At 70.9% G+C, this 16,060-nt stretch carries 10 protein-coding genes; 5 read left to right on the top strand and 5 right to left on the bottom strand.

Annotated elements, in window-relative coordinates; translation table 11 throughout:
* Positions 1 to 154: 154 nt before the first annotated feature.
* A complete protein-coding gene (locus tag BJ984_RS09010; RefSeq protein ID WP_179547732.1) occupies positions 155 to 2,074 on the top strand; it encodes a cell wall-binding repeat-containing protein in 1,920 nt (639 codons plus the stop codon).
* On the opposite strand, the gene BJ984_RS09005 is transcribed toward BJ984_RS09010, so the two are convergent.
* The gene (locus BJ984_RS09005) at positions 2,059 to 3,360 is read right to left on the bottom strand and encodes an FAD-dependent oxidoreductase (protein WP_179547731.1); all 1,302 of its coding nucleotides are present in this window, start codon (positions 3,358 to 3,360) and stop codon (positions 2,059 to 2,061) included. The two genes, BJ984_RS09010 and BJ984_RS09005, sit on opposite strands and share 16 nt — an antisense overlap.
* Before the next feature lie 81 nt (positions 3,361 to 3,441).
* Here BJ984_RS09005 and BJ984_RS09000 point away from each other — a divergent pair, with 81 nt between their 5' ends.
* Positions 3,442 to 5,415 (top strand): cell wall-binding repeat-containing protein, encoded by a 1,974-nt coding sequence (locus BJ984_RS09000; protein WP_179547730.1) that lies wholly within the window; start codon positions 3,442 to 3,444, stop codon positions 5,413 to 5,415.
* A 3-nt stretch (positions 5,416 to 5,418) separates the two neighbouring features.
* Here the strand turns inward: BJ984_RS09000 and BJ984_RS08995 are convergent, their stop codons facing one another.
* Complete coding sequence (locus tag BJ984_RS08995) at positions 5,419 to 7,086, bottom strand: DUF7059 domain-containing protein (protein WP_373877399.1); 1,668 nt, start codon at positions 7,084 to 7,086, stop codon at positions 5,419 to 5,421.
* Positions 7,087 to 7,114: 28 nt separating this feature from the next.
* On the opposite strand from BJ984_RS08995, the gene BJ984_RS08990 reads away from it, so the two are divergent.
* The 3 genes from BJ984_RS08990 to BJ984_RS08980 all read left to right on the top strand — a co-directional run bounded on the left by BJ984_RS08990 (position 7,115) and on the right by BJ984_RS08980 (position 11,306).
* On the top strand, positions 7,115 to 8,683 hold the full coding sequence (locus BJ984_RS08990) for a carboxylesterase/lipase family protein (RefSeq protein ID WP_179547729.1): 1,569 nt from the start codon (positions 7,115 to 7,117) through the stop codon (positions 8,681 to 8,683).
* Between the two features lie 116 nt (positions 8,684 to 8,799).
* Positions 8,800 to 10,518 (top strand): EAL domain-containing protein, encoded by a 1,719-nt coding sequence (locus tag BJ984_RS19065; protein ID WP_179547728.1) that lies wholly within the window; start codon positions 8,800 to 8,802, stop codon positions 10,516 to 10,518.
* A 26-nt stretch (positions 10,519 to 10,544) separates the two neighbouring features.
* Positions 10,545 to 11,306 (top strand): HAD-IIB family hydrolase, encoded by a 762-nt coding sequence (locus tag BJ984_RS08980; RefSeq protein ID WP_179547727.1) that lies wholly within the window; start codon positions 10,545 to 10,547, stop codon positions 11,304 to 11,306.
* Positions 11,307 to 11,350: 44 nt separating this feature from the next.
* On the opposite strand, the gene BJ984_RS08975 is transcribed toward BJ984_RS08980, so the two are convergent.
* From BJ984_RS08975 to aceA, 3 genes are all read right to left on the bottom strand, one after another.
* Complete coding sequence (locus tag BJ984_RS08975; RefSeq protein ID WP_179547726.1) at positions 11,351 to 12,955, bottom strand: cation:proton antiporter; 1,605 nt, start codon at positions 12,953 to 12,955, stop codon at positions 11,351 to 11,353.
* 81 nt (positions 12,956 to 13,036) lie between these two features.
* Complete coding sequence (aceB, locus tag BJ984_RS08970) at positions 13,037 to 14,665, bottom strand: malate synthase A (RefSeq protein ID WP_179547725.1); 1,629 nt, start codon at positions 14,663 to 14,665, stop codon at positions 13,037 to 13,039.
* Between the two features lie 63 nt (positions 14,666 to 14,728).
* Positions 14,729 to 16,021: an isocitrate lyase gene (gene aceA, locus BJ984_RS08965; protein ID WP_179547724.1), complete on the bottom strand. Its 1,293-nt coding sequence runs from the start codon at positions 16,019 to 16,021 to the stop codon at positions 14,729 to 14,731.
* Positions 16,022 to 16,060 lie beyond the last annotated feature (39 nt).

Here is a 16,060-nt window from a genome sequence, read left to right as displayed (position 1 = left end):
CTCCGATCTCAGTCGGCGCCGCGTGCGCCGTCGCTTCCTCCCAGTCTCGCCACTCCTTCTGTGCTTTCACTGTGCAGGCCGACCTTTTAATGATAAATTCTCGCCTCATCACGAAGGGGCATAGATGACCATCCATTCCAGCTCGCGTCGGGCCGTGGCAGCCCTGCTGTGTCCCCTCGTCGTCCTGGGCATCTTCGTCGGCGCGGCCGAATCCGCCTCGGCGTACTCCCGGGAGATCGATCTGGTGAAGATCGACGCGGAGCGAATCGGCAGCAGCTTCGGCGGGCTCGGTGGGGTGGAGCTCGACGAAGCGCAGAACCGCGGCTTCGTGCTGGATCGCAGCACGGGGAAGGTCGCCCTGCTCGACCTGACCGACGCGGGGGTGACAGCCGCCGGCTATCTGAGCCCCGGACCGCCGGACCCGTGGACGATCGCTCTCGACGACGATCGTGACGTCTTGTACGCCCTCGATCGATCCGCGCCCAGGGTCGTGCTCGCCGTCGACGTCAATCGGGATTCCCCGACGATGGGGGCGGTCACCGCTTCGTATCCGACCGGAGGGACGGGGGCAGCAGGACTCGCGATCGACTCCGACTCCCACGAGATCTACGTCATCAACGCCAGCTCGAACGACGTGAGCGTCATCAAGGTTCCGTCGGGAGAGACGCGGTCGGTTCCGACCGGCCGAGAGCCCGTCGACATCGTCGTGGACAGCTCGTCTCATCGTGCGTTCGTGGCGAGCACGATCGATCGCAGCATCACGACGATCTTCCCGAGTGGATCGTCCACCGTTCAGACCGAGAATCGGGCACTGATGATGGCTCAATGCGGCGGCGACCTCTACACGATCACAGATCGCCCCACCGGATACCACGTGGAGAAGTTCGACACCGGGCTCCGACGACTTACCGTCTCCTCCCCCCTCGGCACCATCCCCGACGACATGATTGCCGACTGCCCTCGTCACGCCCTCTACCTGTCCAATGGGACCATCGGCGTCCCCGGCATGCAGGCGTTGCGAACGGACGACCTGCGGCTGGAAGGAGCGACACCGGAGGATTCTCTCGACGGGCTCGCCCTGGACACCCGAGGGCGCCTCTACGCGAGCGAGACCACACGCACCGCCGGATCGTCCGTGCAGGTGTTCGAGCCGCAGATGAGCCCATTGCCGAGCGTCGATCGTGTCGGCGGCGCGGATCGGTTCGCCGTGTCGGCCGCCCTGTCCGCTGGCTCCTTCTCGTCCGGAGTTGGGACAGTGTTCATCGCCTCCGGCACGGGCTTCGCCGACGCGCTGTCGGGCTCCGCGGCCGCCGGGAAGCGGAACGGGCCCGTTCTCCTCGTGACGAAGGACGGCATCCCGACACCCGTGGCCGATGAGCTCACGCGATTGAAGCCTCGCCGGATCGTCGTGCTGGGCGGCACCGCTGCAGTGGGCAGCGACGTCGAACGGCAGCTCAGGGGCTACAGCAGCTCCGTGTCGAGGATCGGCGGGGCTGATCGATTCGTCGTCTCCGCGGCGATCTCTGCAGCGACTTTCGATCCCTACCCGTCGATCGTCTACCTCGCATCGGGGGCGACCTTTCCCGATGCTCTCTCGGGATCGGCGGCGGCCGGCCGAGCCCAGGCCCCGGTCCTCCTGGTTCAGAAGGACGGCATCCCCGACGCGATCGCGAAAGAGCTCGCACGACTGCAACCCACTGAGATCGTCGTCCTCGGTGGTCCCGACGCGATCGCCGAGCCGGTCTACGACGAAGCCGCTCAGCTGGCGCCGACCTCACGGATCTCGGGTGCCGATCGTTTCGCCGTATCGGCTGACATCTCGGCTCAGAGGTTCCACGACGGGACATTCACGGCGTACGTGGCGTCCGGCGAGAACTTCCCCGATGCGCTCTCGGGGTCTGCGGTCGCGATCAAGGAGGGGTCACCCGTGCTCCTGGTCACACGTGACGCCGTTCCGGCGGTCGTGGAAGCGGAATTACGACGGCTGCGCCCCTATCGCATCGTGGTGCTCGGCGGCCCCGCAGCAGTCTCGACCAAGGTGGAGCAGCAGCTAGCCGATTACCTTTCCGGGTAGTCGGCCGACGGCTGCGGGGCGGCGAGGAGGGCGGGCGAGATCGTCTCGGGGCGGAAGCCGCGGCCGATGAGGCGAGGGGCCACGGCCTGCAGGGCGGGGACGAGCAGCGACAGGGCGGCGCGCTGGAGTGCCGTCGGCGGCGTGGCGAGGAGCGGCCCCGCACCGGGCTTCGCGATCGTGGCGTGCACCCGCAGCTGGAGCGCCTGCATCAGGCGCACCGGCGGCAGCCGGCGGCGCTGGATAGCCGCGAGCTGGGCGTCGGTGACCGCGGCGCCCCCGCCCGAGCGCAGGGTCGTGACGAGCGCGTTGGCGGTGGCCACCGCATCCTGGATCGCGTAGTTGACCCCGACACCGAACGCCGGCGACATGGCGTGCGCCGAGTCGCCGATGCAGAGCAGGCCCGGCCGGTGCCACCGCTCGAGATGGGAGACCTGCACGCTGAGCAGCTTCACCTGGTCCCAGTCGGTGAGGGTGCCGACCACGCTCGTCAGCGGCTTGGCGGTGGCCGCGAGGTTCTGCCGGAAGGCCTCGAGCCCCGCGGCCTTGACCTCGTCGAAGCGACCCTTGGGGATGATCTGGCCGGCCTGGAAGTGGTCGCGCCGGTCGATCGTGAGCACGAACGAGCCGTCGGCGACGTAGAGCAGCGTGGGCTTCAGCGTCGCGCGCGGCTTCGGCAGCGAGAACCACAGCACGTCGATGCCGACGCCGGACTCCCTAGGCACGAAGCCCGCGGCGGGCCGCACCGTCGAGCCCCGCCCGTCGGCGGCGACGGTCAGGCCGGCGTGCACATCGAGCGGGCCGTCGGCGTCCTCGGCGGTCACCCCGGTGATGCGTCCGCCCTCGTCCAGCACCCCGGTGGCCGCTGTGCCCATGAGGATGCGGAACGACGCGAACTCGGACGCCTTGCGCGTGAGGAAGGAGAGGAAGTCCCACTGCGGCATGAAGGTCAGGAAGTCGTCCTCCCCGCCGAGCCGTGCGAAGTCGACGGCGTGGATGCGCGTGCCGTTCACCACGGCGTCGAGCTTGCCCACCTCGCTGTGCGGCAGCTCGAGGAACTCCTCCCGCAGCCCCAGCTGCCCGAGCAGCGCCAGCGTCGACGGGTGGATCGTGTCGCCGCGGAAGTCGCGGAAGAAGTCGGCGTGCTTCTCGAGCACCACGACCTCGACCCCGGCCCGCGCGAGCAGGTACCCGAGCATCACCCCCGCCGGCCCACCGCCCACGACGCACACCTCGGCGCGCACCACGCGCGCTCCATTGCCACCTCCGCCCGCTCCGTCTCCGCTCATGCCGCCAGGCTAGGCCCGCCGTCGCGGCAGGGATAGGCCCACCGAGCGTGACAAGAGCGACTTGGATGAATTATCCTCACTATGACAATCGGAGTATTCATGCCGCAATCACTCGTCCGCACCGGTTCCGGACTGGTCGCTTCGCTGATTCTCGTCGGGCTCGCCCTTCTCGCGCCCGCGATCACCGCGACGGCCGGCGCCCCGCCGCGTGCTATCGAGCTGGAACGGATGTCCTCCCTCATCCCCGACCCCGGCTCCGCCGGGCTCGGCGCCGCCCTGGTCGACGCCTCGACCGCTCGGGGATTCGTGGTCGACACGTCCCTGAACAAGGTCGAGACCTTCACCGTCGCCGGGGACGCCCTGTCGTCGACCGGGCCCCTCACAACGGGAGCGGCCCTCCCCCTGGCCGCTGCGCTCGACGATCAGGATCACGTCCTCTACGTGCTTGACCGATCGACGCCCAATCGCGTGGTAGCCATCGATGTCGACCCGGCTTCCGCGACACGCGACACAGTGATCACCGCCTACCCGACCGGAGGCGACGGCGGTATACGGATCGAGGTCGATCCTGTGTCGCACGTCGTCTACGTCATGAACGCCTCCTCGAACGACGTCACCGTCATCGACGCGACCACGGGCAGCGTGCGCTCAGTGGCGACGGGAAAGAACCCATCCGACATGGCGATCGACATCGGCCTGCACCGTGCGTTTGTCACCAGCACTGACGATGCGAGCGTCACGACGGTCTTCGCGACCGGGTCGTCTACGTCGGCTCTGGCGAACCGCCCCCGCTCGATCGCCGTGTGCGGTGACACGGTATTCACCACCACCGACCGCCCGTACGGCATCCACATCGAGAAGTACGACTCGGGCATGCATCGGCTGACGGTCTCGCAGCCTCTGGCGTCGATGCCGACCAAGATTCTCCCGGACTGCCGTCGCCAGGTTCTCTACTCGGCCGACGCGGCGATCGGGGTGCCCGGAGTGCAGATGTTCCGCACGAGCGATCTCACGTTAGAGGGCTCGACCGCTGAGGACTACTACAGCACGCTGTCGACGGATTCGGCGGGTGATCGCATCTTCGCGAGCGAGACACCGCGTGGTGCCGGATCTGCGGTGGTCATGTTCCAGCCGCAGTTCAGCCCACCGCCGCGAGTGGAGCGGATCGGAGGCGCCGATCGGTTCGAGGTGTCGGCGGCGATCTCGCGGGGCCGCTTCGCTCCGAACACCGCGGTGGCCTATGTGGCCTCAGGCACGGGTTTCGCCGATGCGCTCTCGGGGTCGGCCGCTGCCGGAGGCAAGGGCGGGCCTGTCCTGCTGGTGACGAAAGACGAGATTCCCGACCCCGTCGCCGCCGAACTCAGTCGACTGAAGCCGCGACGCATCGTCGTCCTGGGTGGCACGGCGGCGATCGCCGCGTCGGTCGAGGCCGGCCTCAAGGCCTATTCGCCGGCAGTCAGCCGGATCGGCGGCGCCGACCGCTTCGTCGTGTCCGCCGCGATCTCGGCCTCGGTGTTCGCCCCGAAGACGCCCGTCGTGTACCTGGCGTCAGGGGCGAACTTCCCCGACGCGCTATCGGGGTCTCCGGCAGCGGGTCGGGCTCAGGCGCCGGTGCTGCTGATCGAGAAAGACCGGATCCCCGATGCCGTCGCCGCCGAGTTGACGCGGCTCGATCCGGCCGAGATCGTCGTGCTCGGCGGGCCGAATGCCATCAGCCAGTCGGTGGTCGATCAGCTGGTGACAACGAAACCGGTGTCGCGGATCGAGGGCGCCGATCGATTTGAGGTGTCGGGCGGCATCTCGTCGCAGAAGTTCCACGACGGCGCCTACACCGTCTACATCGCCTCCGGCGCGACCTTCCCCGATGCCCTGTCGGGCGCTCCGGTGGCCATCGCTGACGGGGCGCCCGTGCTTCTCCTCACCCGCGACGCCGTCCCGTCCGCGGTCGCCCGCGAGCTGGAACGGCTGCGTCCGTATCGGATCGTCGTGCTCGGTGGGACGGCAGCCGTCTCGAACGCGGTCAGTGAGCAGCTGAAGGGCTACCTGCCTGACTGATTCTCAGGAGGCGGGGAGGAGGAAGGCGTCGACGAGGAGGGCGCGGAGGCGAGGGGCGAGGGCGGCGCGGAGGGCCGCCTCGTCGGCGTCCAGCACCTGGGCGATGGCCGCCGCGATGGCGGACGCCGAGAGGTCGCCGTCGCAGGCTCCGACGAACGCCGCGAGGCCGGTGTCGAGGTCGGCCGAGCGCGAGAAGCCGCCGCCCTGGCGGAGCGTCATCACCACGGGGTCGTCGTGGCCCGGCCAGTAGTGGCGCTCCTCGGTGACGTCGGAGGCGTACACGTAGGTGCCCGCGAGCAGCTCGTCGTCGGAGCGGTGCGCCTGCCAGTCGTGGCCGGCGAGGCAGACCGCGAGGTGGTCGCCGAGGCCGATGGGGTTCGAGCCGATCGCGGCGTCGACGCGCTCGTAGCGGTCGAGGGTCGGCGCAGGCGCCACGGCAGACCCGGAAGACCCGGCAGACCCGGCAGACCCGGCCGGAGCCGAGGCAGGTGCCCCGACCGAGGGCGCCGCCATCGGCCGCCGCAGCAGCACGTACCCGAACCCCACCTCGCGCACGCCCCGCGCCTCGAAGTCGTCCAGCCAGCTCGAGTAGAGGGAGTCGAACGCCGGGGTGCCCGGCCGCGTCCCGCCGTCCCGGATCCACGTCTCCGCGTACAGCGGCGCATCCTGCCGATCCCGCTCGATTACCCACGCGTCGACCGCGACCGGCGACGACGCCACCCACGACCGCACCCGGTGCAGCCCGTCCGAGTCCCGGTACTCCCAGTTCCCGAGCAGCTGCGCGATGCCTCCCGGCGCCAGATGCGACGGGGCCGAGCGGATGACGGACGCCACCAGTGCATCCCCCACCAGCCCGCCGTCGCGGTATTCGTAGAGGGGCACGCCCTCCTGCCGCGGGGTGATGACGAACGGCGGGTTCGACACGATCCGGTCGAACCGCTCCCCCGCGACCGGCTCGAACAGGCTGCCGTGCCGGAACTCGATCGAGTCGATCCCGTTCAGCCGCGCGTTGAAGGCGGCGATCGCGAGGGCGCGGCGCGAGATGTCGGTGGCCACGACCCGGCGCGCGTGCCGGGCGGCGTGCAGGGCCTGGATGCCGCATCCGGTGCCGAGGTCGAGCACCGAGTCGACGGGCGTCGGGATCATCAGCCCTGACAGCGTCATCGACGCCCCGCCGATGCCGAGCACGTGGTCGGGGTCGAGCGGCCGGCCGAGCACCGACTCACCGAGATCCGAGGCGATCCACCAGCTGCCCGCCCCGAGCGAGTCGACGAAGCTGTACGGCCGCAGGTCGAGGCGGGCCCGAACCTCGCCAGAAGGGCCAGAGGGCCCGACGAAGCCCAGCGCCTCGAGGCCGGCGACCCCGAGCCGCGGCAGAGCATCCGCCACCTCGTCAGCCGGCACGCTCGACCCCAGCAGGAAGAGCCGGGCCAGCGTCGACACGGGCGAGACGGGGGCTCCGGATGCTCGAGCCCGCTCGATCGCGCGAACCGCCGGCTCCCGCTGCCCCCGGTGCAGGGCGGCCGCCGCCGAGGGCCCCCACAGCGCGTCGATCGTGTCGACCCGGAAGCGCGCGGCCACGAGGTCGTCGCGCAGAGCCTCGACCAGGGCGACGTCGGCCGGAGCGGCCGAGCCGAGGGCGGGCGGAAGGGCGGTCGAATCGTGGCTCACCCGACCATTCAATCGCTACAGTGACCCCATGACGCACCTCCCGGGCGATCCGCTCCTCGTCGAGACCGAGTCCGGCACCCTGCGCGGCACGCTGAGGCGCGGAGTGCGCTCGTGGCGCGGCATCCCCTACGCCGCCCCTCCGGTCGGGCCGCTCCGGTTCCGGGCACCGGCGCCGGTCGCGCCGTGGGACGGGGTGCGTGAGGCCCTCGACTTCGGCCCGGCGGCCGTGCAGCTCGAGAACAAGGCGGTCTCGCTGCCCGAGGGCGTCACCCAGTCGGAGGACTGCCTAAGTCTGAACGTGCTGGCGCCGCCGAACGAGTCCGACGGCCCATTCCCCGTCATGGTCTGGATCCACGGCGGCGCCTACGTCGCCGGCTCCAGCGCCCAGCCCCTCTTCGACGGCACCGAGCTCGTCGCGAACGGCGACGTCGTCGTCGTGAGCCTCAACTACCGCCTCGGCGCCCTCGGCTTCCTCGACTTCTCGAGCCTGGGCGACGACTTCGAGACCAACGTCGCCCTGCGCGACCAGCTCGCCGCCCTCGCCTGGGTGCAGCACAACATCGCGGCGTTCGGCGGCGACCCTCACAACGTGACGCTCTTCGGCGAGTCCGCGGGCGCCGGCTGCATCACCACCCTGCTCACCTCCCCCGCCGCCGGGGGCCTGTTCCACCGCGCCATCGCCGAGAGCTCCCCCGCCACGAGCGTCTACGACCGCGAGCGCGCCGCCCGGGTGTCCCGCCGCTTCCTCGGCCTGCTCGGCCTCGATCCCGATGCCCCGACGACGCCCGGCGAGCTCCGGACGATCGACGCCGCCCGCCTCGCCCGAGCCACCTTCGACCTCGTCGCGGCCGTCGCCGCCGAGCAGCCCGGAACCCTGGCCGTCGCACCGGTGGTCGACGGAGACCTCGTGCCCGAGCATCCGGTCGACGCCTACCGCGCCGGCCGCCAGCTGCCGGTTCCGCTCGTCATCGGCACGAACCACGACGAGGCGTCGCTGTTCCGCCTGATGAAGTCGCCGCTGATGCCGATCACTGCAGGCTCGGTGCACGTCATGTTCGAGGAGCTGGCGGCCGAGCATCCGGAGTTCGCCGCCGCCGAGAACCGCATCGAGGCCGCCTACCCGCGCTTCCCGCACCACCGCACGCCCGCCGAGCTCTCGCGCGACGCCGGCTTCCGGATGCCCGGCATCTGGCTCGCGTCGGCCCACAGCCGTGTCGCCCCCACCTGGATGTACCGCTTCGACCACAGCACCCCGGCGCTGTCCCTGCTCGGCATCGGAGCCACCCACGGCGCCGAGATCGCCTACGTCTTCGGCACGCTCGGCATCGGCCGCCGTGACCCGAGCTTCCGGCTCGGCGGCCTGGCCGAGGCGCGGCACCTCTCCGAGGCGGTGCAGCGCCGCTGGCTCTCGTTCGCGAGCGAGGGCGAGCCCGCCGGCCTCAGCACCCTCGAGGCCGGCGACCCGGCACCCGCGTGGCCCCGCTACGACGAGGAGCGGCGGGCGACCCTGCTCTTCGACCACGGCGAGCGCGTGGCCGACGACCCCGACGCGGCCATCCGGGAAGCCTGGGGAGACGCCACGATCTCCTTCGACTGACGCTCGCCGGGCGCTACGCTCGGGACGGGGGTGCTGTGACGCACGACGCGAGGATTCCAGCGGGACGTCAGGCCGTCTCCGGTGTGCCCGGTGCGGGCGTCCCGGGGCGCCGCTCGGTGCGCGCGCTCATGGTCCTCGCCGGGCTGCTTCTGGTCTCAGCCCTCCTGGCGCTCGCACTACCCGGTTCGCACCCGCAGCTCGAGGCCGGGCTCGCTCTGAGCAGCGAATGGGTGGCCGTGCTCGCCTGCATCGCCGCCGTGGTGCTCAGCCGCGCCCACCGGGTCGCGCCGGCCCTGGCCGCGGGTGCCGTGGCCGCCACCGTGCTGGGCGACACCCTCTCGGTGGCGGTCGTCCTCACCGACCGCAGCGGCGCCCTCCCGTTCCCGTCCTGGCCGGATGCGTTCTACCTCACCTTCTACCTGCTGCTGGTCGCCGCGATGTCCGTTCTGGCCCGTCGGCACCTCGTCGCCCCGACGGCCACCGTCGTCTTCGACGTCGTGATCACCTCCTTCGGGCTGGCGGCCCTCCTTGCGCTGGCACTCACCCCTGTCCTCGATTCCGCCCTGGCCGGCACGGGAACGACCGAGTTCGTGCTGTCGACGATGTACCCGCTCTTCGACCTGCTGCTGGTGGCCACCGTCGTGGCCATCGGCGCCTCGGATCGCTGGGGCGGGCACTGGCGCCTCGTCGGGGCGGCGCTGCTGCTCTTCGCCGCCGCCGACACCCTGCTCGCCCTGCAGCTGCCGAGCGACGACTACCGGGTGGGCACCCCCCTCGACGCCATCTGGATCGCGGGCTGTCTCCTGTTCGCGCTCTGGGTCTGCGCCATCACCGCCCGGCCCGACGCGGTGGCCCCTCCCGCCTCCGCCACCCGGGCCGGCACGACGCTCGCGGTCGTCTCGATGGCCGCCGCCCTGGCCGTGCTCGTCCTGGCGCCGATCATCGACGGCTCGATCATCGCGGTGGTGCTCGCCATGGCCGCTCTGCTCGCGACGGTGCTCTCGGTAGCGCTCCGCCGCGGAGCCCTGCCGGCCGTCGGGGCCACGGGCCGGCGCCAGCGCACGGTGCGCGAGCTGCGCTCCCCCGCGAGCCACGAGCAGCTCGTGCTGATGTACCAGCCGAAGCTGCGGCTCTCGACCGGCCGGGTCGACGGCGTCGAGGCGCTCGTGCGGTGGCGGCATCCGACCCGGGGGCTGCTCGTGCCCGCCGACTTCGTTCCGCTGCTCGAGGAGGCGGGCGCCCTGAGGGCGTGGACGTCGAGCATCCTGAACGTCGCGCTCGACGACGCCGCCCGCTGGCGTCAGCGCGGCACACCCGTGGGCGTGGCGGTCAACATCACCGCCGAGTGGCTTCAGGATGCCCGCGCCGTGCACGAGGTGCTGCCGGCGCTCGGGCTCCGCTCGCTGCCCCCTTCGACGCTCACCCTCGAGATCACCGAGCAGTCGCTCGTCGCCGACCCGGAGGCGGCCTGGCGCCGGATCGAGCCCCTCCGCGCCGCCGGCGTGCGCATCTCGCTCGACGACTTCGGCACGGGCTACAACTCCCTCAGCGCCCTGCACGACTTCCCGGTCGACGAGGTGAAGATCGACCGCAGCTTCGTCGAGACCGTCGGCGGGGATGCCCGCGCCCGCGCCCTGGTGAAATCGACCATCGCCCTGGCCGAGGAGCTCGGCAGCGAGACCGTCGCCGAGGGCGTCGAGACCGAGGAGCAGCGCCGGCTGCTCGCCGAGATGGGCTGCACCTACGCCCAGGGCTTCCTCATCTCGGAGCCGGTGCCCGCGGAGCGGATCGACGACCTGCTAGCCTCGCCTGGAACCCCCACCACCCCGCTGTGACAGCGGCCGACAGAGGAGAACTCCGCTTGACGACGAACGTCCGCCTGGTCGCCTTCGACCTCGACGACACGCTCGCGCCCTCGAAGGCGCCCCTCAACCCGCGCATGGCGGAGCTGCTCGTCGAACTGCTCGACGTCGTGCCCGTGTGCGTCATCTCGGGAGGCCAGTTCGGCCAGTTCGAGTCGCAGCTCGTGGCGAACCTGCCGGCGTCGGCCGGCGACAAGCTCGCGCGCCTGCACCTCATGCCCACCTGCGGCACCCAGTACTACCGCTACGAGAACGACGGGTGGACGCAGGTCTACGCCGAGAACCTCACCGACGAGCAGAAGGCAGAGGCCCAGGCGGCCCTCGAGGCCGAGGCCAAGCGCCTGGGCCTCTGGGAGACCGAGACCTTCGGCCCCGTGCTGGAGGACCGCGGCTCGCAGATCACCTTCTCGGCCCTCGGCCAGGCGGCCCCCGTCGACATCAAGTCGGCCTGGGACCCGGACGGCGCGAAGAAGGAACTCCTCCGCGCCGCCGTCGCCGAGCGGCTGCCCGAGCTCGAGGTGCGCTCCGGCGGCTCGACCTCGGTCGACATCACCCGCAAGGGCATCGACAAGGCCTACGGCATGAACCGCCTGGCCGAGCTGACCGGCATCGCGCAGGACGACATGCTCTTCGTCGGCGACCGCCTCGACGAGGGCGGCAACGACTACCCGGTCAAGGCGATGGGGATCGACACCGTGGCCGTGCACAACTGGCACGACACCGCGACGTTCATCGAGGGCTTCCTGGCCGAGCGCCGGTAGCGGGCGCACCTGCGGGTGCCGCTGCCGGCTCGCGCCGACGCGCCTCACTCCCCCTTGCGGGGCTTGCCGATGTTGAGCTCGGTCTCCTCGACGTCGATCTTGGCGAGCACCGACTTCACGGCCCGCTCCTGGTACCGGCCCTCCGAACGCGCCTGCAGCACGGCCTGCCGCTCGGCCTCGATCATGATGCGGCGCAGGCGGTTGTAGGCGCGCGCCGGGGGCTCGGTGCCCTCCGGCGAGGGGTTCTCGAGGGCATCCGTCAAGAAGGTCGCGTTCAGGCGCAGACGGTCGACCACCCGCTGCTCGTCGGCGTCGGTGACCTCGCTCTCGAGCCGGGCGAGGCCCTGGCCCTGCGCCTCGGCCATCAGCATGTGCACCTCGGTCATCTCCTGGGAGAAGTCGGGCGGGGGCAGCCGCAGCCGGCGGATCACGAAGGGCAGGAAGGCGCCCTCGACGAGCGTGCCCACCACCACGACGAACGCCAGGAACTGCAGGAACGAGCGCTCGGGCGTCTCCTCCGGCAGCAGGAACACGGCCGCGAGCGTCACCACCCCGCGGATGCCCGCGAACGACACCGCGATGCCGTTGCGCCAGCTCCAGCCGCGGTTGCGCAGCCAGCCCGGGCCGAAGCGGTAGACGGAGGTGGTGAAGATCATCCAGACGAAGCGGGACAGGAAGATCGCCAGCAGCAGCACCACCGAGATGACGACGGTCGGCCAGAGGCCGGGCCCGCTGTCCGCCACCCCTTGGAAGATGCCGAACAGGCTCAGACCGATGAACAGGAACACCGCGTTCTCGAGCAGGAACTGGATGGTGCGCCAGTTCAGCGACTCGGCGATGCGCGACTCGGCGGTCTGGATGACGGGCGCCTTGAAGCCGAGGTACAGTCCGGCGACCACGACCGCCAGCACGCCGGAGCCGTGCAGGAACTGCGCCGGGATGAACGCCACGAACGGTGTGATCAGCGACAGGCTGGTGTCGAGCACCGGCGAGCGCAGCTGTTTGCGGATGAGCGCGAACACCCAGCCCACGAGCAAGCCGACCCCGACGCCCACGGCCACCGCGATCACGAACTCGAGGATGATCCCCCACGGCGTCAGCGGCTCGGCGCCCGGCGTGTTGGCGCTGACGATCGCTGCGATCGCGGCGTTCAGGGCGACCAGTGCGGTGGCGTCGTTGAGCAGGCTCTCGCCCTCGAGCACGGTGACCAGGCGGCGGGGCAGCTTGAGACGGCCGGCGATCGCGGTGACGGCCACCGCATCCGTCGGCGCGACGACCGCACCGAAGGCGAAGGCCGCCGCGAGTGAGATGGCCGGGATGATCAGCCAGGCGGTCAGCCCGACGGTGACCACGGTGAACACCACGAGGCCGACCGAGAGCAGCAGGATGCCGTCGCGCCTCGCCCGCACGTCGGCGAACGAGGTGCGGATGGCCGCCGCGAACAGCAGCGGCGGCAGCAACCCGTAGAGGATGAGGTCGGGCTCGACCGCGATCGTCGGCACTCCCGGGATGAAGGAGACGAGCGCCCCGACCGCCACCAGCGCGACCGGTGCCGACCAGCCGACGCGGCCGGCGACTCCGGTGACGGCGACCGTGACGACGACGAACGAGACGATCCACACGATGGTCCCGACCGCATCCGCCTCCATGCCCACCATTATGGCGGGCACGGAGGCGGTGGCGTCACGCGGCCGATGCCCGGCTCGGGTGCCTCGGCCGGGCGCCTCGGCTCACGCGGCGAGCGGCTCCCGGGCCGGTGCGGTCTCCACGAGGTAGTGCGCGTAGGCCGGGATCGTGAGGAATGTCGGGAAGCCGTCCTCGAGGGCGACCTGGCGCAGGATGTTCTCGGCGTCGTCGTAGCGGTCGTCGAGCGAGCGGTCGAGCATCCGCAGAACCTCGTGCAGCTCGTGCTCGACGTGCGCCCGCGTGATGCGGGTGCCCTCCTCGGTCACGACGCCTTGGTGGATCCACTGCCAGAGCTGCGAGCGCGAGATCTCCGCGGTGGCCGCGTCCTCCATCAGGCCGTCGATAGCGGCGGCGCCGACACCGCGCAGCCAGCTCTCGATGTAGCGCAGGGCCACGGACACGTTGGCGCGCACGCCCGCATCCGTCACCGTCTTCTCGATCGTGCTGAGGTCGAGCAGCTCGCGGGCCGACACCGACACCTCGGGCCGCTGCCGGTCGACCTGGTTCGGCCGGTCGCCGAGCACGGCGTCGAATTCGGCTCGGGCGGTGTCGATGAGATCCGGATGCGCGACCCACGTGCCGTCGAAGCCGTCGCCCGCCTCCCGTCGCTTGTCCTCGGCGACCTTCGCCAGGGCCCGCTCCGTGGCCTCCGGATCGCGACGGTTCGGGATGAAGGCGCTCATGCCTCCGATGGCATGCGCTCCCCGCTTGTGGCAGGTCTGCACGAGGAGCTCGGTGTAGGCGCGCATGAACGGCACCGTCATCGTGATGCGGTCGCGGTCGGGCAGCACGAAGGAGCGGCCACGGTCGCGGTGGTTCTTGATCAGGCTGAAGATGTAGTCCCAGCGGCCGGCGTTCAGACCCGCCGCGTGGTCGCGCAGCTCGTAGAGGATCTCGTCCATCTCGAAGGCCGCCGAGATCGTCTCAATCAGGATCGTCGCGCGGATGGTGCCGTGCGCGAGGCCGAGCGCCGACTCCGACCAGGTGAAGACGTCGTCCCAGAGCCGCGCCTCGAGGTGGTTCTCGAGCTTCGGCAGGTAGAAGTACGGGCCGCGGCCGCCGGCGATCAGGGCATGCGCGTTGTGGAAGAGGTACAGCCCGAAGTCGGTCAGCGAGGCGCTGGCTGGCCGGCGGTGGCCCGCGCGGTCGGTGTGGCAGAGGTGCTTCTCGACCAGGTGCCAGCCACGCGGCCGCATGATGATCGTCGGTGTCTCGGTCGCGGTCACCCGGTACTCGCGGCCCTCGGGGGTGGCGAAGTCGATCTCGCCGCGGATCGCGTCGCGGAGGTTCAGCTGACCGCCGACGATGTTCGCCCAGGTGGGGCTCGTGGCGTCCTCGAGGTCGGCGAGCCAGGCCTTCGCCCCGGAGTTCAGGGCGTTGACGGTCATCTTGCGGTCGGTGGGGCCGGTGATCTCGACGCGGCGGTCCTCGAGGCCCGGGCCGGGTCCGGCCACCCGCCACTCCGTGTTCTCGCGGATCGCGCGGGTCTCGGGGAGGAAGCGGAGGTCGCGGCCGTTCTCGATGGCGGTTCGGGCGGACATCCGCGCCTCGAGGCGTTCTTGGCGTCGGTGGGCGAACTGGTCGTGCAGGCGGGCCAGGAAGGCGAGGGCATCCGGGGTCAGGATCTCGTCGTGGCGGGGGTCGGGGGCGGTGGTGCGGGTGATGGAGGTCATGGTCGTGTCTCTTTTCGGCTCGTCGTGGGGCTGGCTGGTGTGGCGGCTCGCAGGAATCTCGGCCTAGTGGAACTGCTCGGACTCGGTCGACCCGACGAGCGCGAGGGTGGCGCTCGTGGGGTTCAGGGCCGTGGCGATCCGGTCGAAGTAGCCGGTGCCCACCTCACGCTGGTGCTTCGTGGCGGTGTAGCCGTCGGCCTCGGAGGCGAACTCGGCCTCCTGCAGCTCGACGTACGCGCTCATCTGCCGCTGCTGGTAGCCGCGGGCGAGCGTGAACATGGAGTGGTTGAGGGCGTGGAAGCCCGCCAGGGTGATGAACTGGAAGGCGTAGCCCATCGCCGCGAGATCGCTCTGGAAGGTGACGATCTGGTCGTCGCTGAGTTTCGCCTTCCAGTTGAAGCTGGGGCTGCAGTTGTAGGCGAGGAGCTTGCCGGGGTGCTCGGCGTGGACGGCCTCGGCGAACGAGCGGGCCAGCTCGATGTCGGGCTCGCTCGACTCGACCCAGAGCAGATCGGCGTAGGGCGCGTAGGCCAAGCCCCGCTGGACGACCGTCTCGATGCCCGGCGTCGTGCCGAAGAAGCCCTCGGGCGTGCGGGTGCCGTCGAGGAAGGGCTGGTCGCGCTCGTCGACGTCGCTCGTGATGAGGTTCGCGGCGAGTGAGTCGGTGCGGGCGATGACGATCGTCGGCACGCCCGCCACGTCGGCGGCCAGCCGCGCGGCGTTGAGAGTGCGGATGTGCTGGCTGGTCGGCACGAGCACCTTGCCGCCCATGTGCCCGCACTTCTTCTCGCTGGCGAGCTGGTCCTCCCAGTGCACGCCTGCGGCGCCCGCCTGGATCATCGACTTCATCAGCTCGTACGCGTTCAGCGGGCCACCGAAGCCGGCCTCGGCGTCGGCGACGATCGGCACGAGCCATTCCTTTTTCGGCATGCCCTCGGCGTGCTCGATCTGGTCGGCCCGCAGCAGCGCGTTGTTGATGCGCCGCACCACGGCCGGCACCGAGTTCGCCGGGTAGAGGCTCTGGTCGGGGTAGGTCTGGCCACTCAGGTTGGCGTCGGCCGCGACCTGCCAGCCCGAGAGGTAGATGGCCTTGAGGCCGGCGCGCACCTGCTGCACCGCCTGGTTGCCCGTGAGGGCTCCGAGGGCGGCGACCCAGGTGGTGTCGTCGTGCAGCAGGCTCCAGAGGTTCTCGGCGCCGCGGCGGGCGAGGGTGGCGTCCTCGGCGACGCGGCCGCGCAGGGCGATGACGTCGGCGGCGGTGTAGTCGCGCTCGACGCCGCTCCAGCGGGCGTCGGTCTTCCACTCGCGCTCGAGCTCGGCGGCGGTCTGGGTCTGGTCTCCGGGGCGGATGGTCATGGTGTCGCTCCTTGCGTCGGTGCCGTGAAACGGGGGCTG

The organism is Herbiconiux flava, assembly GCF_013409865.1.
Lineage (GTDB): Bacteria > Actinomycetota > Actinomycetes > Actinomycetales > Microbacteriaceae > Herbiconiux > Herbiconiux flava.
Note: the sequence above shows the minus strand (reverse complement) of the source record. Positions and strands in the feature narration are given on the sequence as shown.